The 20,678-nt window shown below is 53.0% G+C and carries 24 protein-coding genes; 17 read left to right on the top strand and 7 right to left on the bottom strand.

The annotated features are described in order from the left end of the window. Positions 1–704: 704 nt before the first annotated feature. The 3 genes from Q7J88_RS15020 to Q7J88_RS15010 form a co-directional block, all read right to left on the bottom strand. The gene (locus tag Q7J88_RS15020) at positions 705–1,490 is read right to left on the bottom strand and encodes a hypothetical protein (protein ID WP_303723053.1); all 786 of its coding nucleotides are present in this window, start codon (positions 1,488–1,490) and stop codon (positions 705–707) included. 163 nt (positions 1,491–1,653) lie between these two features. Further along, positions 1,654–1,968 (bottom strand): hypothetical protein, encoded by a 315-nt coding sequence (locus Q7J88_RS15015; RefSeq protein ID WP_303723052.1) that lies wholly within the window; start codon positions 1,966–1,968, stop codon positions 1,654–1,656. Continuing rightward, positions 1,965–2,372, bottom strand: coding sequence for a hypothetical protein (locus tag Q7J88_RS15010; RefSeq protein ID WP_303723051.1), 408 nt, complete (start codon positions 2,370–2,372; stop codon positions 1,965–1,967). Before Q7J88_RS15010 ends, Q7J88_RS15015 begins: the two co-directional genes overlap by 4 nt. A gap of 480 nt (positions 2,373–2,852) precedes the next feature. Here Q7J88_RS15010 and Q7J88_RS15005 point away from each other — a divergent pair, with 480 nt between their 5' ends. Continuing rightward, entirely contained in the window at positions 2,853–4,175 is a 1,323-nt protein-coding gene (locus tag Q7J88_RS15005) for a hypothetical protein (protein ID WP_303723050.1), read from the top strand. Positions 4,176–4,422: 247 nt separating this feature from the next. On the opposite strand, the gene Q7J88_RS15000 is transcribed toward Q7J88_RS15005, so the two are convergent. Both Q7J88_RS15000 and Q7J88_RS14995 read right to left on the bottom strand, forming a co-directional pair. Then, complete coding sequence (locus Q7J88_RS15000; RefSeq protein WP_303723049.1) at positions 4,423–4,920, bottom strand: ribonuclease HI; 498 nt, start codon at positions 4,918–4,920, stop codon at positions 4,423–4,425. A gap of 9 nt (positions 4,921–4,929) precedes the next feature. Continuing rightward, entirely contained in the window at positions 4,930–5,154 is a 225-nt protein-coding gene (locus Q7J88_RS14995; protein ID WP_303723048.1) for a VF530 family protein, read from the bottom strand. Positions 5,155–5,268: 114 nt separating this feature from the next. Between Q7J88_RS14995 and Q7J88_RS14990 the strand changes: the two genes are divergently transcribed. The 3 genes from Q7J88_RS14990 to Q7J88_RS14980 are packed head-to-tail and all read left to right on the top strand — an operon-like array spanning position 5,269 to position 6,181. Continuing rightward, on the top strand, positions 5,269–5,553 hold the full coding sequence (locus Q7J88_RS14990) for a GIY-YIG nuclease family protein (RefSeq protein ID WP_303723047.1): 285 nt from the start codon (positions 5,269–5,271) through the stop codon (positions 5,551–5,553). Positions 5,554–5,567: 14 nt separating this feature from the next. After that, positions 5,568–5,813, top strand: coding sequence for a YheU family protein (locus Q7J88_RS14985; protein WP_303723046.1), 246 nt, complete (start codon positions 5,568–5,570; stop codon positions 5,811–5,813). 20 nt (positions 5,814–5,833) lie between these two features. Beyond that, on the top strand, positions 5,834–6,181 hold the full coding sequence (locus Q7J88_RS14980) for a hypothetical protein (protein WP_303723045.1): 348 nt from the start codon (positions 5,834–5,836) through the stop codon (positions 6,179–6,181). On the opposite strand, the gene Q7J88_RS14975 is transcribed toward Q7J88_RS14980, so the two are convergent. Together Q7J88_RS14975 and Q7J88_RS14970 are read right to left on the bottom strand one after the other, a co-directional pair. Continuing rightward, entirely contained in the window at positions 6,122–6,613 is a 492-nt protein-coding gene (locus Q7J88_RS14975; protein WP_303723044.1) for a hypothetical protein, read from the bottom strand. The genes Q7J88_RS14980 and Q7J88_RS14975 overlap by 60 nt on opposite strands. Next, complete coding sequence (locus tag Q7J88_RS14970) at positions 6,606–6,824, bottom strand: hypothetical protein (protein ID WP_303723043.1); 219 nt, start codon at positions 6,822–6,824, stop codon at positions 6,606–6,608. The genes Q7J88_RS14975 and Q7J88_RS14970 overlap by 8 nt, the downstream gene beginning before the upstream one ends. A gap of 691 nt (positions 6,825–7,515) precedes the next feature. Between Q7J88_RS14970 and Q7J88_RS15520 the strand changes: the two genes are divergently transcribed. The 13 genes from Q7J88_RS15520 (at position 7,516) to Q7J88_RS14910 (ending at position 20,466) form a co-directional block, all read left to right on the top strand. Further along, positions 7,516–7,605, top strand: a complete 90-nt coding sequence (locus Q7J88_RS15520; protein ID WP_369682057.1) for a hypothetical protein — start codon at positions 7,516–7,518, stop codon at positions 7,603–7,605. Positions 7,606–7,736: 131 nt separating this feature from the next. Next, positions 7,737–8,216 (top strand): DUF494 family protein, encoded by a 480-nt coding sequence (locus Q7J88_RS14965; RefSeq protein WP_303723042.1) that lies wholly within the window; start codon positions 7,737–7,739, stop codon positions 8,214–8,216. 97 nt (positions 8,217–8,313) lie between these two features. Next, positions 8,314–10,677, top strand: a complete 2,364-nt coding sequence (gene topA / locus Q7J88_RS14960; protein ID WP_303723041.1) for a type I DNA topoisomerase — start codon at positions 8,314–8,316, stop codon at positions 10,675–10,677. Positions 10,678–10,757: 80 nt separating this feature from the next. Continuing rightward, positions 10,758–12,086 carry a methylenetetrahydrofolate--tRNA-(uracil(54)-C(5))-methyltransferase (FADH(2)-oxidizing) TrmFO gene (gene trmFO / locus Q7J88_RS14955; RefSeq protein WP_303723040.1) on the top strand — a complete coding sequence of 443 codons (1,329 nt, stop codon included), beginning with the start codon at positions 10,758–10,760 and terminating at the stop codon, positions 12,084–12,086. Between the two features lie 2 nt (positions 12,087–12,088). After that, entirely contained in the window at positions 12,089–12,694 is a 606-nt protein-coding gene (locus Q7J88_RS14950; protein WP_303723039.1) for a nucleoside triphosphate pyrophosphatase, read from the top strand. Between the two features lie 11 nt (positions 12,695–12,705). Next, on the top strand, positions 12,706–13,398 hold the full coding sequence (locus tag Q7J88_RS14945) for a YggS family pyridoxal phosphate-dependent enzyme (protein WP_303723038.1): 693 nt from the start codon (positions 12,706–12,708) through the stop codon (positions 13,396–13,398). A 2-nt stretch (positions 13,399–13,400) separates the two neighbouring features. Next, entirely contained in the window at positions 13,401–14,051 is a 651-nt protein-coding gene (locus Q7J88_RS14940; protein ID WP_303723037.1) for an HAD family hydrolase, read from the top strand. Then, entirely contained in the window at positions 14,048–15,349 is a 1,302-nt protein-coding gene (locus Q7J88_RS14935; protein WP_303723036.1) for a hypothetical protein, read from the top strand. Before Q7J88_RS14940 ends, Q7J88_RS14935 begins: the two co-directional genes overlap by 4 nt. A 292-nt stretch (positions 15,350–15,641) precedes the next feature. Continuing rightward, a complete protein-coding gene (gene efp / locus Q7J88_RS14930) occupies positions 15,642–16,205 on the top strand; it encodes an elongation factor P (protein ID WP_303723035.1) in 564 nt (187 codons plus the stop codon). 1 nt (position 16,206) lies between these two features. Next, positions 16,207–17,118: an EF-P lysine aminoacylase EpmA gene (epmA, locus tag Q7J88_RS14925; RefSeq protein ID WP_303723034.1), complete on the top strand. Its 912-nt coding sequence runs from the start codon at positions 16,207–16,209 to the stop codon at positions 17,116–17,118. A gap of 429 nt (positions 17,119–17,547) precedes the next feature. Then, positions 17,548–17,814: a DUF485 domain-containing protein gene (locus tag Q7J88_RS14920; RefSeq protein ID WP_303723033.1), complete on the top strand. Its 267-nt coding sequence runs from the start codon at positions 17,548–17,550 to the stop codon at positions 17,812–17,814. 14 nt (positions 17,815–17,828) lie between these two features. Next, positions 17,829–19,754: a cation acetate symporter gene (locus tag Q7J88_RS14915; RefSeq protein WP_303723032.1), complete on the top strand. Its 1,926-nt coding sequence runs from the start codon at positions 17,829–17,831 to the stop codon at positions 19,752–19,754. A 79-nt stretch (positions 19,755–19,833) separates the two neighbouring features. Beyond that, complete coding sequence (locus Q7J88_RS14910; RefSeq protein WP_303723031.1) at positions 19,834–20,466, top strand: hypothetical protein; 633 nt, start codon at positions 19,834–19,836, stop codon at positions 20,464–20,466. Positions 20,467–20,678: the final 212 nt, after the last annotated feature.

Here is a 20,678-nt window from a genome sequence, read left to right as displayed (position 1 = left end):
ACCGGAGGGGCGTTGGCAAACGATCATGTTAGAAGCCTTGGGGAATATCATGTTCGCCCCCCTGGCAAGGGAGGCTGGGAAACCAGCCTGTTTTAATACTCCTGCATTCGAGGCAGGTCAAGCCATTATGCGATAGGCCTAAGGTTGCTTCGGAAAGAGAACTGGGGGCATGCTTAAAGGAATTCCACCGTTTCTCCCAAGAAATGGTTTCAACAGGGTTAGTCGGGCCGTCTTGTTTATCATCCGCAACATTCTATCTGCCCGGTTTTTTTTATCCCTGCGTTTCAGAAAAAACCCCACCTGAATCGCCAGACGGGGTTCTGTGTTCTATAGGTCGTTATTTTATGACCATTCAGCAGACATCACTGCTGTCTCATAGTTTCAAAAGGCAGCTTCAGAATTATCGCATGGTGGTGCGATGCCTCAAAACCAGGGCTGAAGCTGCCTTTTTACATATCTTTCTGATGTTTCGTAAAGGCATGGTCGTCTCAAAACTTTGAACTTAATAGACTCCAAATCGGCCATCAAACCATACTCTGCCCCCCGTGTTTGACCAAAACTATTTCCGGGCCAATCTGATCAACTCTATGTCTAACTGTAATTACACAAATATTTCCCTTCAATCCGTCTCCAAAGTCCGAATAAAAATGCCCCTCCTGATGAAAGGGCCATTTTTACGTGTGGTTGATGGGATTTTGTGGAGATTAGTCAGATTTTGCCTGTATATCACTAGGGCTTATGCATTTACCTGCTTTGCGCTTTTCTTCAATGGCATTTAAACGATCAACCAAAGCTTCAGGAAGATCTATACTGCAGGCTCCTCCTAGGCAACGTGTCACAAATTTTTTCGATCTTTCCCGGCTAATTCCATAATAGTTCAGTGCGGTATCACACAGGCCCAAACCCTCGGCAGCTCTACCAAGAAAGTACCATCGCAGGTCATCGCCGTAATTGTCGTTAAGAACTGCCCTGGCCAAGGCTTCCCATTGTTCGCTCGCGTGCAATTTTTGGTTTTGCAAGGTGTGAGTCCCAGCAGCCCATGCCTCGCTCAAGCCCATCGTCCAACTTGGCGTGACTAGTTCTGCTTTTCCACTGGCGAAATCCAAGAGGTCTTTGGGGATAATAACCTTCTCGTCCTGTTTAAAGACATCGAAGTCGTCACGATTTAGTGCTATTTTTAATGCATTGTCAGGTGCGTTGACCAGCAAACATGGTGGGGCCCTGTCACCAGCTGACCCCATACCAAAGAGCCATTCCCAACATTCCTTGTTCAAGAGGTCTACATTCGCCAACTGCCCCCGCTCGTCAAAAGTGACAACCAGGCGTTTATACTCCATCTTTTCAGTGCCGCCCCCCGCACAACCTCCGCCAGCACACAAGATGAACAAGATGCCGCCTTTTCCATATACAGAGCCGTAAGCAAACCAGGATTCACCAGAACCGACACCGTCTGGCTCCCCCAGCAACAAGAGCACATCTTCACGAGTCATCCCCCCTCCTGCTTCCAGCAAATCTGTCACCTGTTCTTCGAGGTTTTCCCGCGACTCGTTATTGTACCCTGGTGGCAAGGGGACTGGGCAGCCAGTGAGTAAAACTGCAATAGGAAAAATCCATCCGATCGCGACAGTAACGCGAAGCCAAGCGGGCATCATTTCAAGGCCCTTTGACCTGAACGAGGGAGTGCTTGCTGAGTATGTCCCCTTCATCAAAAACCATGATTAAGCTTGTTGTGACACCAGCAAAGCCGGCTTTCTTGGCAACAATAAAATCGCCCCCTTCATCCCGACCAAGTCTAAAACAGACAATTCGTCCCCCTTCAAAGAAGGCTGATGGTTCTCCAAGGTTCAAATAGGCCTGTTCACGGGTCGTTTTCCCATCCTTAATAAAGTTGAGCAAATCAGCTCTGCCCAACGGTTGGGCGCAAGCGGCCAGCAACACTAACAACAGATATATAGCAGATCTTTTCATAAGAGAGGCTCCACCCTAATGGCAACTACATCACCTGACCGTATGCCACACTCGACTTCTACTTCCGCCTTTTGAGAAAGGAATACGAGACCTCCCTTGTATAGTGTGACCTTCGTATCAATAAGCGATAAATCTTCATCATTGGACGGTTTTCCAACTGACTTGAGAACGTAGACCTTTTCACTCTCAGGTGAACATTCAAAGAGGGTTACTTTGATATTAGCATCATAAAACCATCCATTTTTCAAATTGTTGTCAATCGCGGCCCAACAGTCAGTGACTTGTGGGGGAAGTTTGCTCGGATACCTTTCCCAGCAAGTTTTCAGGTTTTTCCCATACATATATAGAACAGGGCCCCATACTGGCAGAGTCATTGTTACTCTGATCATTGCATAGCCTTCCACAATTTTGTCTCCTGTGGCTCATCGCGGGTGGCTACCACTTAGCAGACCCCCAGAGAAATACAGCCATTTAACAGGGCGGAAAGCGCCATAATTGCGAATGATCGAAACAGCTCTCCACTTGTCAGTGCCGTGATCGATCGTAAAAACATCCGAGGCCTCTCTTTTCTTCAACCCCAAAAAACAAAAAACCACCTTTGCTTATCAAAAGTGGTCATTATACACCGCATTTTTACACCGCCTTGCCATAGCAAATTGCCTCGCGACAAGAAACGATACGTCATTGTTTTCTCATCATTAATTATCAGTCAATACACAAGAAAGTAAACAGGAGCCTATCTAAACGGCACAATTAGAAGACGCCTGCTTTGCAGGCATCTTTTTCCGACTATAATTAACATATTTCCGGGCACCGAAGCGCGACGGGAAGCGTCATCTCCAGGCTCAAGAATCACTGAACTGATGAATGATGGCGGGATAGTCATGGGCAAAAAACAAATCAATAAATGCATGGTCAGGCTGCTGATTCTGCTGTTCCTTTTTTCTCCGCCGGCGTGTACACCAAACCTGCCGTCAACTTCTCTTCACACCCAACTCATCGAGCAACGGATCGCCATCGTCCCAGATCCGTCACAGGTAGTAATTGCAACCGAGCTTTTTGCCAGAAGCAAGCCCCAAGGTGCTCTCAAAGGAGCGGGTCACGGCATTGCTGAGTTTCTTGGGAATGTCAATCCCGGAAGCTGTTCGGGAGATATTTGCGGTGCCGCGCTTCTTCTATATGCTGCTTTTGCGGTCGTCGTTGGCGGGACGGTGGGTGCCATCGAGGGCGCAATCAATGCCTCTGCCGCCAAGACCTTGACAGAAATCGACCAGCTACTGAACACAAACCTCTCTCAGTTCGCCAGCAATCTTAATTTGGCCCAGCGGGTTCTTACCCAGAGCCAAACTGAAATTCGCCCATCCCTGGTTCTTGTCTCTCTACAAGGAGAAGGATCAAATCTGACTGCCGAGGAGTTTTTGCAACTCCGCGAACAGGGCTTCCAAAAGGCGCTGATTTTGAAAATCACCCGATTCGACTTTGTCGGTGATAAAGGAGACAACCCACTCCTGAACTTTTTGGTAGAATGCGACGTGCGGGTCATAGATGCTGAAACTGAAGAGACTGTCTACCAGCGCGAATTCAGTACAACAGGCAAACCCAGACGCTTCAACGAATGGCTCAAGCTTTCCTCTGAAAAGCTAACGGCCGAATTGGAAGAATATCTCGATCAGCTGGCGGAGGCGATTGTCAACGGCCTTTTCCTGATGCAGAAGCTGCCGATTTCCTCCGGTTCTTGGACCCTTCCCGGGACGGCAAGATACGGCTGCTGCTGGATCTGTCCGGCTGATCCAGTCTTGAAGATCCGTTATCTGCCGACAACGGATCAACTCTGGTCGCAGGTTACCTCTCGACAACCGCGCCTTGAATGGGAACCCTTTCCTTCCGAAGAACAACAATCCCGGTTCGTCCGCACCTTCGGAACGCGCGCCAACGCAATCGGTTACGATCTGAGGGTTTGGGAATACTCCAAAGAAACCCGCGGCGAATTGGTCTATGAACGCTATGCCCTAAGCTCCCCATCACACCGGGTGGAGGAACCACTGAAACCAAGGTCGAGATACCTTTGGAGCTTCCGCGCGTGCTTTAATCTGGGGCCAAGGACAACTTGCAGCCCTTGGGCCTTTTCTCTGCTTCCCGCAACTCCAGAAGCGTGCGAAACCAGTTTGATCAGGGCGGAAAATTACTACCGCTTTGCGATTCCCTGAACAGTTACGATATTTGAGATTCCGAAGCGACAAAGCCCTGGCGAGTGCCGGGGCTTCATTTTGTTACTATTTGTTAGACTCAAAAATGTCTACCCGCCTAGTGGCGATTCAATTGACGTTTGCAGTGTACCTAGCGAGATCATTGTTTCCTGTGTAAATAACTTCTGTTTAGCTTCTGGATAATCGGCACTGGATTGACCAGGATATTGCATGCATCGCAAAGTGAGAAATTGTAAACTCTGTATTGTTAGACGTCAGAGCATGTGAGGTTTTTATCTTTTCTTAACGCTTTTCTTGAGGCCCTATCGACAAGGTCAAATATCTGTTCGATAGTATTTTTTTGTTGTGCGGGCCGATGGCCGCGGACTTTGAAAAAGTCACAAACTAAGTGATCGGTCAGGCGATAAAAATCCTGGTATAGCTGATGATTGTTGAGCCGCCGATTTTGCTTCGAGTAAAAATTGCATTGTTCTAGTTTCTTACGCCTGGCGGGTAGGCTGATAATATTTTGCGAATCGCTGTAGATTGTCAGTTTGCATTTCGTAGCGTGTGCCTCGCCAAGCGCCCACAGCAAAGTCTGGAGTTCCAATCTGGTGGACGAGGTCTGCTCAAAACGTTGCACGTTGATCCGGCGACTCAATTCGTCCAAAGCAAGTTCCGTTTCAGCAACCAGAAGATAGGCTCCGTAGCCAATTTTCGAGGCGCTGTCTACGCTGCCATCGGTAAAAAGGTGCAACTTCTTCATCCTAGAAAATCAATCGATTTTTTTGACGGCCAGATAGAGGTCTTCAACTTGCTTTCTGGCCCAGGGAGTTCTACGCAAGAATTTAAGGCTCGATTTCACAGACGGTTCATTGTTGAAACAACGAATATCGATCAGTTCGCCCAACTCTTCCCAGCCGTAATATTCGACCAGGCTGTTGACGATCTGTTCCAGGGTTATGCCGTGCAATGGGTCTTTGTTTTGTTGTTCACTCATGGTAAAGATGACGTCCTTGTGTCAGGGAAGTGCTCAATAGGTGCGGAGTGTAGTTGCGGCAGTATATATATGCAAGCAGATACGGTTGCGCGACTGATGGAAACAAGGTAAGGCATGCATTGGCAGGTTTACATTCTCCTCTGTTCGGACGGTTCCCTCTATACGGGCATCAGCACCGATGTTAAGCGGCGGTTTGCCCAGCATGCCGCAGGAACCGGGGCTAAATATTTCCGGAGTCGTTCGCCTTGCCAGATTGTCTATCTGGAATCAGGTCACGACCGCAGCAGCGCAAGCCGGCGGGAGATAGCGATCAAAAAAATGCGCTTAGCAGAAAAAGGGTCTTTGCTCGGATCGGCGGATAATCAGCTAGCATCGCTTGCGGAATCAGAAGTTCTTTAAGGTTGAGGTGGCCAGTGTCTGATGAAAACAATGCCGAGCAGCAGGAAGAGGGCGTAGAGGTTCCGTATCAGCAGATTGATCCGGAGACTTTGCAGCGGATGATACAGGAGTTTGTCAGCCGAGATGGCGCCGATTGGGGCGATGCCGGCTGTACGCTAGCGGAGAAGGTTGAGCAGGTTCTTCAGCAACTGCGGCATAAACAGGCAAAAATTGTTTTCGATCTGCGTTCGCAAACAGTAAATATTGTTGCTTACCGCTAAAGCAGCGGTCGGGAGTTCAAATGAAAAATAAGCTGTTACGGCTTGCAGAAATTATTCAGCAGGATTTAACAGAAGACCTTGCAGAGGTCTTTAGATCGACTGGCAACCAGTCTTTAGCAATGAAGATTGAATTTGTAAGCGCTGCTAGATCCTCGCATCAGAAACGCGCGGAGGCTCTCTGGCTACAGGCCAGTAAAAAAAGGACGCTGGCAGAAAAGCGCGCTTCAGCTCAAGCCGATCTGGCAGCCTTTGTTGTCGCCTATCTCACCGGTGACGGCAAAGAACATGTGGAGACGGCAGTTGAGGCACTACAGACCCTCGGGCGGCAGGGCGAAATCGATCTGGTCACCAGCCTGGTAAAACGTTGAAAAAGCTGTCGGGTCAACGGCCTGCCAATAGTCCTGCCAGCGCTGTTTGCCTGTCTCCCGGCTGAAGCTGGCAGGGAGTCGGCAGCGGCAGCCCTCCTGTCGTTCGAGAGTTGCTTGGTCGGGGATCAGGGCCAGACATTGACAGGGGCGCTCTGTCACCGAGAACCGGCAGCCATCTACCCCTAGAAAAGTACATCCCGAAGATAAAGATATGGGAGCAGGAATCGGCACGCCCGAATTCTCCCAGAGCACCAGCCCTAAGGCAGGCAGGCGTTTGCGTAATTGTTTCAGTGTCATCCCTTTGCCCGAAAAAAACAGGGCAAAAAAACGCTCCGGATCGGTCCAGATTCCGGGGCTTCCCTGACAGCATCTGCCGCCGCACTCTTTGCAAAGTAGTAAGCTGAGAGAGACGTTATCCTCATTTTCAGTCATCAGCGTTTGCTTCAAGTAGCGGCTGCAGAATTTTCATAAACGTAACCTGTTGCTTTGCAGTCAGCAGATCTAGGTCGCCCTGATTGTCGAGCAAAAAGGTCCCGACACCGATGGCGGTTTTGGGCAGGTAGCCGGTTCCGGAAACGGCTCTTTCGATTTTATAAGTCTGATAGAAGATCAAGGTCTCCAATTGTTTGAGATTGATGTCCATATTTTGTGCTCCAGAGGTTATGTAACTTTCAGTGTGTGGAATATAGAGGATCGCAGCTTGTGCAACAAGATGCAGGGACGATTCCTTGCAATGAATTGTCGCTGGCCTAATAGACATCTGACTGTCTCAAAAATATGGACATTCCAGATCGCTGTTTAGCACCACCTGACAAGCTTTTCCCCATTTCAAAAGTTGCCTCATAACAGGTCTCACAAGACCTAGAACTTTCAAGATTTTGTTGGAATGGGCCAGGATCATCGTCATCCAAAAATCAGGTTTTCACTTTGGGCCGGGTGAAGTCGAACTAGTCGGCCGATTTTCATAAATAAATACATTTGCCGAATCGGCGTCTCGTATATCGTGACATAAATAATTAAACCGTCGTCTGTGGCGCCCAAAAGCTTTGAAGTGTATGAAGAAGGCGTGATCATCTGAATTATATTCTGATTGAATGTAGCCACCTCTTTATGATGAAACAAAACCATTACCATATTTCCATATGAGGTAGCGACTCTTCAAAAACTAACTTTATCAAGACAGCAAAACTTTACTCTTTTGCTGGATTCCTATTAACTAGGCAAGGTAGGATTTCAGACCTTACACTCTGAAGAACAACTTCTCCCACAATTTCAACTACTCAGGAATATTTTTTACACATTGCTGCAAGGCACCGGTTCACGGCTTGACTCCCATGGAGGTTTCCGCTATTTTACTCGACCTAGAACTCCAGGGCGGAGTCCAGGTGCTGCCGGGAAACAGCTATATCCGTGGGCAATTGTAGAAAAGCATAAAGATAACAAATCCTTATCTGCCGCTACAGAAACATCTGAAGTACGTCCCGCTGTTCCTGCACAATCGAATCGGTTGTGCAAGCTGTTTTCTCGCAGGTCACAAAACCTGCTCGGAGGCCCTGTGCGCGAACGAGTCCTTGCAATCGTTAACTTGATTGCCAAATATGTTCTGGGAGCGAAAGACGCTCCGATCAACGAACAGGAATTGGTTGCGGAACTGATGTCGGTTGGTTTCGATGCCGAAGAGATCAATGATGCCTTCTCCTGGATGGAATCAGCTGCGCTGCAAGGGGTCGATCGGGAAAGTGCCACGACAGAGCTGAAGACGCCACCTACCTACCGGTTATTCAGCCGCGAGGAACAACAGGCATTATCGGCCGAAGGAATAGGCTTTCTGGTCAAAATCAGAAATATGGGTCTGCTCAGCGATGAAGCCCAGGAAGAGATCATCGAACGGGCGGTACGTGCGGCAGAAGATCCTTTAAACCTGCAGGAAGTCAAAATGATTGCCGCGCTGACCATCCTTTCGCGAACCAACAATCTCTGGCAGCGCGAGATCGATTGTTTCCTAGACAACGACTGGGCGCGCATCTATCACTGACACAACCGGGCTGCGCACTTTGCCGCAGCCTTTTTATTTCCGGAGCCCTCCGGCCAAAGGGAATCCGGTTCTAAAAGACTGAATACAGAGGGAGCTGATGGCACAATCACTGGTTATAGTTGAATCGCCGGCGAAAGCAAAAACCATCGAAAAATTTCTCGGCAAAGGGTACAAGGTCCTTGCCTCTTACGGACACGTGCGAGCACTGCCGAGCAAGCAAGGTTCGGTCGACACCGAACACAACTTCGCGCCCAAGTACCACGTACTGCCGGAGAGTTCCAAACATATCAGCACCCTGAAAAAAGAGGTTGCCAAAAGCGACGAACTGATCCTCGCAACCGACCTCGACCGCGAAGGAGAAGCGATCGCTTGGCATCTGCTCGAAGCACTCGGCATCGACGAGAACGCCGATAATCCAAAGGTCAAACGGGTCACCTTCCACGAAATCACCAAGCCGGCGATCGATGAAGCGATGGCCCATCCACGGCAGATCGCCCGCGACCTGGTCGACGCCCAGCAGGCCCGCTCGATCCTCGATTATCTGGTCGGCTTCAACCTTTCACCATTCCTCTGGAAGAAGATCCGCTACGGTCTCTCTGCCGGTCGGGTGCAATCGGTCGCCCTGAGGCTGATCGTCGAGCGGGAAGAAGAGATCGAAGCCTTTACGCCGCGTGAGTATTGGAGCATCGAGGCGCTGCTCGCCAACGCTGCCGACAGCCAGTTCAGTGCTAAACTGCACAGCAGTGACGGCAAGAAGCTTGGCAAGTTCGCCATCGAGAACGAAGCTCAGGCAAAAGAAATTCTCACCGAACTGGAGCAGGCCCATTTCCAGGTCAGCAGCCTGGAGAAAAAAGCCCGCAAGCGCAACCCGGCCCCCCCCTTCACCACCAGTACCTTGCAGCAGGAAGCGAGCCGCAAGCTCGGCTTCTCGGCCCGCAAAACCATGTCGGTAGCGCAGAAGCTGTACGAAGGGATCGAAATAGCCGACGGCACCCACGGCTTGATTACTTATATGCGTACCGACTCGGTAGCCCTGTCGCCTCTGGCGACCTCTGAGGCGCGCGACGTGATCTGCCGGCTCTACGACGAATCCTACGCCCTCGACAAGCCGCGAGTCTTCAAAAGCAAGAGCAAAAACGCCCAGGAGGCGCACGAAGCGATTCGCCCGACCTCGATCGCTCGGCTCCCCTCGGCGGTAAAAAAATATCTGAGTTCCGACCAGCTCAAGCTCTACGAACTGATCTGGAAACGGACCGTCGCATCACAGATGGCCCAGGCGATCTTCGATGCCACCACCGTCGATATCGCCGCCGGCGACAAGCACAGCTTCCGCGCCACCGGGCAGGTAATCCGCTTCCCCGGCTTCATGGCCCTCTATATCGAAGGCACCGACAACGGTGACGACGAGAACAAGGAAGGTCTGCTGCCGCCGCTGAACGAAGGGGAAAAGCTGAAAAAAGAGCAGCTCACCCCCGAGCAGCACTTCACCCAGCCGCCGCCCCGCTTCACAGAGGCGAGCCTGGTCAAGACAATGGAAGAGTACGGCATCGGTCGTCCCTCGACCTACGCCAGCATCATGAATACGCTGGTGACCCGCAAGTACGTGCGGCTGGAAAAACGCACCTTCTTCCCCGAGGACACTGGACGGGTGGTGGCTAAGCTGCTGGTCGAGCACTTCAGCCAGTACGTCGATTACGATTTCACCGCAGAACTGGAAGAGGACCTCGACGCCATCTCCCGCGGCGAAAAAGCCTGGGTTCCGCAGGTCAAGCAATTCTGGGATCCGTTCATCGCCCTGCTGCATCGCAAAGATAAAGAGGTCAGCAAGGCGGATGTTACCACCGAGAAGACCGACAAAATCTGCCCCGAATGTGGCAAGGAGTTGGTCATCAAACTTGGCCGTTCCGGTCGTTTCCTCGCCTGTTCCGGATTCCCCGACTGCCGTCACACCGAACCGCTCAACGGTGAAGCTGCGGAGGTGGAAGAGCCAGTGATGTCGGAGGAGAAATGCGACAAGTGCGGCGCGGGCATGCTAATTAAGACCGGTCGCTACGGCAAATTCCTGGCCTGCAGCGCTTATCCGAAATGCAAGAACATTCAGCCGCTGGAGAAACCGAAATCGCTCGACATCACCTGTCCGCAGTGTAACGAGGGGGAGATGATGGAGAAAAAAAGCCGCTACGGCAAGATTTTCTACTCCTGCAATCGTTACCCGAAGTGCAAGTACGCGCTGTGGAACCCGCCGAAAGCGGAGGCCTGCCCGAAGTGCGGTTGGCCGCTGACCGAGATCAAGACCACCAAGCGCTGGGGAACGGTGCAGCGCTGTCCGCAGGAAAACTGTGATTGGGAAAAAGAGTTGATTCCACCGGAAAAGAAAGCCCCTGCAAAAAAGACCACAACCAAGAAGGCACCGGCCAAGAAGACCGTAACCAGAAAAAAGGCCGAGAAAAAGGACGCCTGAGGTTGAACAATATCGTGTAGAATCGACCGGTCGAACTGAAAGGTTCGGCCGGTTTTGCGTTTTGCGAAGGTAATAAAGAAATGAATATCACCATCATCGGCGCCGGCCTAGCTGGCTGCGAGGCCGCCTGGCAGGCGGCCGCCGAGGGCTGTCAGGTCAAACTTTACGAGATGAAACCGCAGCGTTTCTCTCCCGCCCACCAATCGGATGGACTGGCGGAACTGGTCTGCTCTAACAGCCTGCGCGGCGCGGGGATGAACAACGCCGTCGGCTGCCTGAAGGAAGAGCTACGGCGGATCGGCTCACTGTTTATCGAAGCGGCCGACGCCACCGCCGTTCCTGCCGGCGGGGCACTGGCTGTCGATCGTGACGAGTTCTCCGCCTACATCAGTGAAAAGATCGAACAGCACCCGAACATCGAGCTGATCCGCGAAGAGGTCACCAGCCTGCCGAGCGAAGGGACCGCCATCCTAGCCAGCGGCCCGCTGACCTCCGATCAACTCTCCGCAGAAATCGCCAAACTGACCGGCAACGAACATCTCTATTTTTACGATGCCATCGCGCCGATTGTCGAAGCCGACTCGATCGATTTTGAGATTGCCTGGCGCGCCTCGCGCTACGGCAAGGGGGGGGACGATTACGTTAACTGCCCGCTCGATAAAGAGCAGTACGAAGCCTTTGTCCAGGCGCTGCTCGATGCCGACAAGGTGCAGGGACGTGAGTTCGAAAAGCTGATCCATTTCGAAGGGTGCATGCCGATTGAGGAGATGGCCACGCGCGGACTGCAGACCCTCGCCTTCGGGCCGATGAAGCCGGTCGGTCTGCCCGACCCGCACACCGGCAAGACACCGCACGCGGTCATCCAACTACGCCAGGACAACCGCCACGCTTCCCTCTACAACCTGGTCGGCTTCCAGACCCGGCTGACCTACCCGGAGCAGCAGCGGATCTTCCGCACTATTCCGGGGCTGCAGAACGCCAAATTCGCGCGACTGGGGAGCATGCACCGCAACACATTCATCAACGCACCGAGCTGCCTGAACGAAAATCTGCAGTTCAGTAAGGCTACGCACCTCTACGCAGCTGGGCAGCTCAGCGGAGTAGAAGGCTACGTCGAATCTGCCGCCAGTGGCCTGCTGGCTGGCATCTTTGCCAGCTATCAGCTGCGCGGAGAAGCGGTTCCACGCCCCCCAGCCACCACCGCCCTCGGTGCTTTGCTGACCCACCTCCACGAAGCGGATGCGGAGAATTTCCAGCCAATGAATGTCAACTACGGCCTGTTTCCGCCACTGGAGCTAAAAGGGAAAATGAAACGCGCCGACCGTCGGCTGGCGATGGCTGCTCGCGCTCTTGACGCTCTGCCCGGCTGGTGGGAGCCGATTGTTAAACGTCGTGTGCAGGAGGGATAAATATGAACGACAAGATAATCCTCGCCTCCGCGTCACCCCGGCGCAAAGAGCTGCTGGAACAGATCGGCCTGCGCTTCGAAATCGTTCCGAGCAACGCCCCCGAAGAGGTGCTCCCGGAGGAAACCCCGGAAGAGCATGTGGTACGCTTGAGCATCAGCAAAGCGAGCGAAGTAGCCAGCCGACCCGATGCTGATGGCCGCTGGTTTATCGGCAGCGACACCATCGTCCTCTGTAACCGGCAAATTCTCGGCAAGCCGAAGGATGAACAACATGCCGCCGAGATGCTGCGGATGCTCTCCGGGCGGAAGCACACGGTCCTCTCCGGCTATGCGATTCTCGACCGAAAAACCGGCGAACAGCGTGCTGAGGCGGTCGCCACCTGCGTTCGCTTCCGAAATTTGACAGAAGACGAAATCGCGCGCTACATTGCCACTGGCGAGCCAATGGACAAAGCCGGCAGCTACGGCATTCAGGGACTTGGCGTCTGTTTGGTCGCCGGGATTGAGGGCAGCTACACCAATGTGGTTGGCCTACCACTCTGCCGTTTGACGCTGGCTCTCGAGGAGCTGGGGGTACCGACGTTTTTGTCCAGCGCAGGAAGCAACTAAAGGACTTGTCTATGACCGACATCGCCCAAAATATAGCTCGAATTCGTGAGCGCATCGTCGCGGCCTGTGAGCGATCAAGCCGCAATCCCGACACGGTCCGTCTGATCGCTGTCTCCAAAATCAAACCAGCTGCCGATATCGACGCGGCGTTTGCTGCCGGGCAACAGCTGTTCGGCGAAAGCTACGTACAGGAGTTCCGCGACAAGTCGCCAGAGATACAGTCGCCGGTCGAATGGCACTTTATCGGCGGTCTGCAGAACAATAAAGTGAAATACCTGCGCGGCAAGGTGGCGATGATCCACTCGGTCGACAGGCTGCCGCTGGCCGAGGAAATCAATCACCAGTGGCAAAATGAAGCAACCCCCTGCAAGGTCCTGCTACAGGTCAACATAGGTGAGGAGGGACAGAAATCGGGTTGCGACCCGGAGCAGTTGGCGCAACTGGTGTGCGCTGTTGCCAAGCTGCCAAATCTGTCAATCTGCGGTCTGATGTGTCTGCCCCCTTACTGTGAAGATGCCGAGGAGGTGCGCCCCTACTTCCGCCGCCTGCGCGAGTTGGCTGAACAGATTGAACGGCTACAGGTTCCCGGGGTCGCTATGACCGAACTGTCGATGGGGATGAGTGGTGATTTCGAAGTCGCCGTCGAGGAAGGTGCTACACTGGTTCGCGTTGGCACCGCGATCTTCGGCGAAAGGGTCAGATAATAATGATGAACAGCGCTGATTATAAATACCTGCTGTTCGACCTCGACGGCACGCTGGTCGATTCGGTAGCCGACCTGACGACCTCGCTCAACTTGTTGGCCGATGAACTCGGGCATCCCCATTTGCCCCCGGAGCATGTACGGACCATCGTCGGCGATGGCGCGACCAAGCTGATCAAGCGGGCCTACGGGGAAGAAAACTACCAGCGGGAGCAACTGTTCCGTTTTTTGGCTATCTACGGCGAGCACCTGCTCGACCATACCTGCTGCTACCAAGGCATTGAAGAATTACTGCAAAGCCACCCTGCTGATCGCATGGCGCTGGTAACCAACAAACCACATTCTTTGACAATCGAGCTGCTCGAGGGTTTGGGGATCGCCAGGCATTTCAAAGTGATCTTCGGCGGTGACAGTTTTGCCGAGAAGAAACCACATCCGCTGCCGGTGCAAAGAGCATTGACGGCGCTCGGAGCCGACCCAGCGCAGGCAGTGATGATCGGCGACCACCACACCGACCTGCACTCCGGTAAGGGCGCCGGGACTGCGACCTGCTTCTGTGCCTACGGACTCGGCCACACCGGCGGGCTGGAGCCCGATTTTCAGGTGACGGCATCGACCGAACTGATCAAACTTTTCCCCGGAACCGGCAAGTGAGCAAACCCGGACTGACCCTCAAAGAAATCTCCCTGTTTTTCTTTCCGCTGGTACTCAACGTCCAGCTGATGAGCATCTCACATACAGTCATCAACGGTGCGCTGGCACGACTGGATAACTATGTCACCGCTCTGGCCGGAATGTCGGTAGCGATGATCATCCACCTGTTTGTCGCCTCCCCTTCCTACCAGAATCACACTGTCACCATCGCTATGGTCAAGGGGCGCAAATCGCTACGCGGGGTTTTAACCTTCGTCGCCCTGGTCGCAACGTACGTGGCGGTGATGCTATCCCTGATCGCATTCACACCCCTCGGCAATCTGGTACTGGTCAAACTACTCGGCACACCGCCTGAGGTCGCGGCTGAAGCGCTTAACGCTCTCCATATACTAGTATTACTCCCTTTCTTCACCGGATTCCGTGGGTTTTGTCAGGGGTTGATCATCCAAGCAAGACGCACCAGCCTAGTTTCGCTGGCGACCGGTGTGCGGGTGGCGGCACTGTTCGGCTACCTGGCGCTCGGCAGTCTCTGGTTTTCCAGCGCCCAGCTCGGCGCCTTTGCTCTGGTCAGCTGCGTGATTACCGAAACCATCGTCATTGCCAGCTTTGCCTGGAAGGTACATCTGCCACTCGACCGAGGCGAAAAGGAAAAGTCGACCGGTGAAATACTGCGCTACTCCTTTCCCCTTGCTTATTCATCCTGCCTGCAGCAGACCATTCCGCTGTTGATCAGTTCGATCATCGGCCGATTGCCTGACGGTTCACTGGCCCTGGCTGCCTTCGGTGTCATCCGTGGTTTCCTGTTCATGCTCGCCGGACCGATGCGCAATTTGCAGCAGGCCTACCTGGCACTGGTCAAATCGGCAAAGGACTATCAGGTGCTGGTCCATTTCAATCTTTTGGTGGCCACCGGCATGGGCTTGTTGGTACTGCTGACCGCCGGCCCGCTCAACCAGTTGATCCTCGGCCAGCTGCTCGGCGTCGAATCGGAGTTGCGCCACTACCTGCGGCTGCCGCTGGCTGCCTGCGCCATCTTCCCGCTCTTCTACGGTGGCTGCAACCTGCTGCGCGGCTGGTTTTCCGGTGCCCACCAGACCGGCAAACTGGGCCACTCCACCTTCCTGAAGAGTGGTTTTTTGCTGCTGCTCTGGCTGCCTTTGGTCAAATTGCAGCTGCCGGTCTCCGGTATCGCCATCGCCATCGCCCTCCTGCTCGCCGCGGAAATTATCGAGGTTCTCTACCTGCGTCGCCAACGTCAGAAGCAACCGGAAAAACTGCGTCAACTTGCACCTCTCTAGCTGACCAACTTACAATGAAAGCATGGATGAAAAAGGCAAAAAACACCCCTGTGAAGACTGCTTTCATTGCCAGTGGTGCAGCGATGATCGTTGCCGTCTCTGTCGCCAGACCGGCTGCGTTCGCAAGCTCTCAATCCGCGAGCAGATTCAACTTTATGAAAGATTAAACAAGCAAAACAGACCGGAAGAAGACTAGTATGTCGATTTTCCGGTGACATGCGCCCGCTTTTTGTGCTTAAATGCCGCCCCGGTGAACCCTTGCCTTTGGCAATAACGATAAAAGGAGTTTCCTATGTATACTTGTTCCGACCTGAAAAAAGGTCTTAAGCTGCTGATCGATGGCGACCCTCATGTCATCGTACAGTTCGATTTCAGCAAACCGGGCAAGGGTCAGGCGCTGTATCGCTGCAAACTGCGTAATATGATCACTGGATCACTGTTCGACCGCACCTACCGTAGCGGCGAATCGTTTGAACCGGCCAGCCTGGAAGAGCGGGACATGCAGTACCTGTATCAGGACGAGACCGGCTACGTATTCATGGATCAGAAAACCTATGAGCAGGTCGCCTTGAGCGAGGAAACTCTCGGCGATGATAAATATTTTCTGGTTGACAACATGGAAGTGAAGATCCTGATGTACGGTGACACCGGCATCGGCATTACCCTGCCGAATTTCGTTAATTTGCGCGTTACCCAGTCAGACCCGTGGGTCAAGGGCGACACTGCGGCCGGCAACAACAAACCGGCCACCGTCGAAACCGGCTACACACTTCAGGTTCCCTCTTTTGTCGAGGAAGGCACCCTGATTCAGATCGACACCCGCACCGGCGAGTACGCCACCCGGGTCAAGGAATAAGATGGAGCCGAACTGGCAATTGGCCCGGAAACGGCCGACACTTGAAAAGCGGGCCCGGATCGTTCAAGCGATCCGGGCTTTCTTTATCGATCAGGGTTTTCTTGAGGTCGAGACGCCACAGCGCATCCCGGCCAACGCTCCGGAACTTTATATCGATGCCGTTCCGTCAGGGGATTGGTTCCTGCAGACTTCCCCGGAACTGGCTATGAAACGCCTGCTTGCAGCAGGCTACGGAAACATTTTCCAAATCAGCCACTGCTGGCGGCAGGGAGAACGGGGCAGCAGACATTTACCAGAATACTGTATGCTGGAGTGGTATCGTCCCCAGGTAGACTATCGCCACCTGATGGATGACTGTGAAGCCTTGCTCTTACTTCTTGCCCAAACGCCCAAAATCAGCTATCAGGGGCAAGATATCGACCTGTCCCGACCTTGGCCACGCTTGAGGGTCGAAGAAGCGTTTAAACGCTATGCCAGCTGCCCTCTCGACGTGGCGCTTGCAGAAAATCGCTTCGACGAACTGATTAGCTTGGAAATCGAGCCACGCCTAGCCGTCGAACGGCCCACCTTTCTTTACGAGTACCCAGCCAGTCAAGCCTCCCTGGCCAGACTTAATCCGGCTAATCCAGCGGTCGCAGAACGTTTTGAGCTTTACTTGGGCGGTATGGAACTAGCTAATGCCTTTAGTGAATTGATCAATGCCCAGGAACAGGCAGAACGTTTCCAGAACGAGGAAACCCAGCGCCGTAAGGCTGGCAAATCCCCCTACCCGGAAGCCACCCCTTTTCTCACCGAACTCATTACCATGCCGCCGGCGGCCGGAATTGCCCTCGGCGTGGATAGACTTATCATGCTATTGAGCGATACTGCGCAGATTGACGACGTCGTCACATTCACACCGGAACTGCTTTAACCCCATCTGTAAAAAAATAAAATACCGTTCAAAAATCACATTTCAATTCTTTAATATTATATAAAATTAATGCCCTATCTGTGCCATTTTACCCCTTAGCGCAAAACAGCATTCTAAAAAATCCCCATTTTGCTGGATTTACCCGTCAGAGCCTGCCAACCAAATGCCACAATAACCGCATTTCTTCCAGCGAAACGGTTTTTTTCAGTAAAGTTTTCTATTGACATGATTTTATAACAACGTATTATGGCGCGAAACAAGACACCCAAGATCGCGCAGATTTTATCACAAGATATAAAAAAATATCTTGTAAAAACAACCAGATAGCGTATTTTTATGCGATTTCGGTTTTTCATAACTGGTTTTTAGCACGTTCCATTCGGATGGGGCCGGATTGGTCCCCCAACATTTTCAAGAGGAGATTCTACAATGGCACACGGACCCGCAGTAAAACTTGGCAAGGACAATGCGTCCGGCTACAAAACGAAACTGGGCGTAATGATGTTTATCGTCTACACCCTCATTTATGCTGCTTTTGTCGGCATCAATGCCACCAATCCACACCTGATGCAAAACATCATTTTTGGACAGACCGCCGCTGTGGTCTGGGGCTTCGGCCTGATCGGCCTCGCCTTGGTTCTGGCAGTCATCTACAACAACCTCTGCACTAAAGCAGAGGAAAAACTGAACGACTAAGGGGGATATAAATCATGGTCTATACTCAGTCCCCGATCGCTATCGGTCTGTTTTTCACCTTCGTTGCTTTCGTACTCGGTCTCTCTTTCTACCTGGCTCGTCGGACCAGCTCGGCCGAGGGATACTATGCTGCCGGTGGTAACATCCACTGGTTCACCAACGGTATCGCCTTCGCCGGCGACTACCTCTCCGCTGCTTCCTTCCTGGGAATTTGCGGCATGATCGCCACTGCCGGTTACGATGGCTGGATGTACTCCATCGGCTACCTGGCAGGTTGGATCGTGGCCTTGTTCCTGGTTGCCGAACCGATGAAGCGCCTCGGCAAGTTCACCTTTACCGATGCCCTCGACTCCAAGTTCAATTCCAAAGCAATTCAGCTCACTGCGGCAATCTCGACCCTGCTGGTTTCAGTTTTCTACCTGATCCCGCAGATGGTTGGTGCCGGCGTTCTGGTTCAGCCGCTGCTCGGCCTGCCTCACTGGGTCGGCGTTTGCATCGTTGGCGTTGTTGTTACCATTATCGTCGCTACCGCCGGTATGGCTTCGACCACCTACGTACAGTTCTTTAAGGGAGCCCTGCTGCTGATCATGTCGACCGTCGTGGTTATCTGTGTGCTGGTTCGCGGTCTGTCAACCGACCCGGTCAACAACGGTGCTGCCTACCATGACTTCAAGACGCTACAAGCCACCACCGCCCTTGAACTGAGCGATCCCAGCTACAACGTGGTCGCAGGCCTCGATTCCGAATTCGGTAAAGCCGGTTTTGTCAAACTGATCAAGAACGGTGAAGAATCGATCTGGCACCTGGCCCAATCGGCTAGTGGCTACACCCTGGAAGAAACCCTTTACGAAACCCACAAAGCGGATGGCACCCGCCTATTCAATGGCTCCGCCAAAGAAGATGGCAAGTTCTTCCCAGTCGGCCACATCAAGGAGCTGAAGATGGATGGCCAAGAAGTAGCCGCTACCGGCGCGGTCGGACCACTCGCCTACCTCTCCGCACTGAAAGACTCGACCATCGTTCTGTGGGGCAAGAAATACATTCATGACGGTGCCGACACCATCACCATCTTCTACCAGAAGCCGACCCCGGGCTCCCGCGTGCTGCGTCCCGGCCTGAAGTTCAAGGTCGACAACGCCACCGGCCTGCAGAAGTTCAACTTTATCTCGCTGATGCTGGCCCTGTTCTGCGGCACCGCTGCACTGCCACACATACTGATTCGCTACTACACGGTTCCGAGCCAGGCTGCAGCCCGTAAGTCGACGATCGTCGCCATAGCCGCGATCGGCTTCTTCTACGTCCTGACCCTGTTCCTCGGAATGGGCGCCATGACCAACGGCGTTATCAACCTGACTGACAACAACATGTCGGCACCGTTACTGGCACTCTCCTTCGGCGTGGTATTGTTCGCAGTTATCTCGTCGCTGGCCTTCGCCACCGTCCTTGGTACCGTTTCTGGCCTGATCGTTGCGGCCTCCGGTGCAGTTGCCCACGACCTGATGGACAACTTCCTCGGTATGAAAATGACCGACGCAGGCAAGGTTCGTGCGGGCAAGATTGCCGCCATCGTCGTCGGTTGTATCGCCATCTACCTCGGCATTGTTTTCGAGGGGATGAACGTCTCCTTCCTGGTCGGTTGGGCGTTCGCGGTTGCCGCTTCGGCCAACCTGCCGGCCATCTTGATGCTGCTGTTCTGGAAGAAAACCACCGCCAAAGGCGTTGCGGCTTCGATCATGGTCGGTCTGTTCAGCTCGCTGGGCCTGATCTTGGTGTCCCCGGATATGTGGGTTCGCTACGGCATGCTGCCGGGTGACGCACCGGTCCAGTTCAACAGCCCTGCGCTGATCTCAATCCCGGCCTCGTTCATCGCTCTGGTTGTCGTCTCCCTGATGACCCAGAAGGATGTTCCGGTCGATGCAACCGAGGCCGCCGGTGCATAAGAACTTGTCCTGAAAACTTTTATTTGCAATACTTTGGGCCGCCTTTTAGGCGGCCCTCTTTTTTCCAAAGGATAAGTTGATGAAAAGGTTTCGCGTTACTCTGCTGGCAGTCTGCCTGCTGCTGACTTGGCTCGGTTATTCGGATCTGCAACTGCATTTTAGAAACAAAGCTCCTCAACAGATCACTGTCCAGGAACTGGAACAGGGCCGACCACATCGTGAATGGCTGCATGTGACTGGAGGCTACCAGAACCTCCTGGATGCGATCAACATGTCAGGAACCATGGAAATTGACGCCTTTCTCGTCCCCTTGCGAAGTACTCCAGACAGCCGCAGCAGCACAATCTGGTTCGAAACCCGCGACCCGCAAATCGTTGAGCTACTGAAAACCTACTATTTCAAGCTTGATAATGATCTGCAGCGCAGCCAGTTTGCGAACAAAAACAAAGATCAAATCTACGCTCAGCGGGATCTTATCGGCATGACCGCCGATTCGATGGTCGCAAGCAACAACCAAACCAAGCTGGAGGAATTACTCCAACAGATGAAGTTGCCGGTGGGTGAACATACGGTTTTCATCAGTGAGGGGAAAGAGCCGATTATTTATCGTGGTTATTTCTTTGCCGTTATCGGCATCCTTGGCATCCTAAAGTTGGTCCTCAGTTTCCGGAATAAGCCTGATACGGCCCAGCCTCCCGCCACAGGCGAATAATCGATTAAAACACACTGTCCCGTCCTGAAATAAGTTTACACCTAGGAGACTTATTTCAGGTTGGGACTAACAATCGAGTAGGGTGAGGTGGGTTGATCAATACCCACCTCATCCCTCTCACAGAACCGTGCGTACGGGCCTCGTACACGGCTCCTGTCCATCCTCCCTCAATCACGCTGAGACAGGCGGGGTCTACAACGCTCCCTCCCCTG

This window comes from Malonomonas rubra (genome assembly GCF_003247215.1).
Lineage (GTDB): Bacteria > Desulfobacterota > Desulfuromonadia > Desulfuromonadales > Geopsychrobacteraceae > Malonomonas > Malonomonas rubra_A.
This window is presented reverse-complemented; position numbering and strand designations above follow the sequence as displayed.

Bases quoted from the DNA above. Each gene is read 5' to 3' on its own strand.
- Q7J88_RS14995 (WP_303723048.1), bottom strand. From the start codon at position 5,154: ATGAGTGAACAACAAAACAAAGACCCATTGCACGGCATAACCCTGGAA.
- Q7J88_RS14910 (WP_303723031.1), top strand. From the start codon at position 19,834: ATGAAAAGGTTTCGCGTTACTCTGCTGGCAGTCTGCCTGCTGCTGACT.
- Q7J88_RS15000 (WP_303723049.1), bottom strand. From the start codon at position 4,920: ATGAAGAAGTTGCACCTTTTTACCGATGGCAGCGTAGACAGCGCCTCG.
- Q7J88_RS14980 (WP_303723045.1), top strand. From the start codon at position 5,834: ATGAAAAATAAGCTGTTACGGCTTGCAGAAATTATTCAGCAGGATTTA.
- epmA (WP_303723034.1), top strand. From the start codon at position 16,207: ATGGAGCCGAACTGGCAATTGGCCCGGAAACGGCCGACACTTGAAAAG.
- Q7J88_RS15005 (WP_303723050.1), top strand. From the start codon at position 2,853: ATGGGCAAAAAACAAATCAATAAATGCATGGTCAGGCTGCTGATTCTG.
- Q7J88_RS15015 (WP_303723052.1), bottom strand. From the start codon at position 1,968: ATGAAAAGATCTGCTATATATCTGTTGTTAGTGTTGCTGGCCGCTTGC.
- Q7J88_RS14950 (WP_303723039.1), top strand. From the start codon at position 12,089: ATGAACGACAAGATAATCCTCGCCTCCGCGTCACCCCGGCGCAAAGAG.
- Q7J88_RS15020 (WP_303723053.1), bottom strand. From the start codon at position 1,490: ATGACTCGTGAAGATGTGCTCTTGTTGCTGGGGGAGCCAGACGGTGTC.
- Q7J88_RS15520 (WP_369682057.1), top strand. From the start codon at position 7,516: ATGGAGGTTTCCGCTATTTTACTCGACCTAGAACTCCAGGGCGGAGTC.
- Q7J88_RS14940 (WP_303723037.1), top strand. From the start codon at position 13,401: ATGATGAACAGCGCTGATTATAAATACCTGCTGTTCGACCTCGACGGC.
- trmFO (WP_303723040.1), top strand. From the start codon at position 10,758: ATGAATATCACCATCATCGGCGCCGGCCTAGCTGGCTGCGAGGCCGCC.
- Q7J88_RS14975 (WP_303723044.1), bottom strand. From the start codon at position 6,613: ATGACTGAAAATGAGGATAACGTCTCTCTCAGCTTACTACTTTGCAAA.
- topA (WP_303723041.1), top strand. From the start codon at position 8,314: ATGGCACAATCACTGGTTATAGTTGAATCGCCGGCGAAAGCAAAAACC.
- Q7J88_RS14915 (WP_303723032.1), top strand. From the start codon at position 17,829: ATGGTCTATACTCAGTCCCCGATCGCTATCGGTCTGTTTTTCACCTTC.
- efp (WP_303723035.1), top strand. From the start codon at position 15,642: ATGTATACTTGTTCCGACCTGAAAAAAGGTCTTAAGCTGCTGATCGAT.
- Q7J88_RS14970 (WP_303723043.1), bottom strand. From the start codon at position 6,824: ATGGACATCAATCTCAAACAATTGGAGACCTTGATCTTCTATCAGACT.
- Q7J88_RS14945 (WP_303723038.1), top strand. From the start codon at position 12,706: ATGACCGACATCGCCCAAAATATAGCTCGAATTCGTGAGCGCATCGTC.
- Q7J88_RS14990 (WP_303723047.1), top strand. From the start codon at position 5,269: ATGCATTGGCAGGTTTACATTCTCCTCTGTTCGGACGGTTCCCTCTAT.
- Q7J88_RS14920 (WP_303723033.1), top strand. From the start codon at position 17,548: ATGGCACACGGACCCGCAGTAAAACTTGGCAAGGACAATGCGTCCGGC.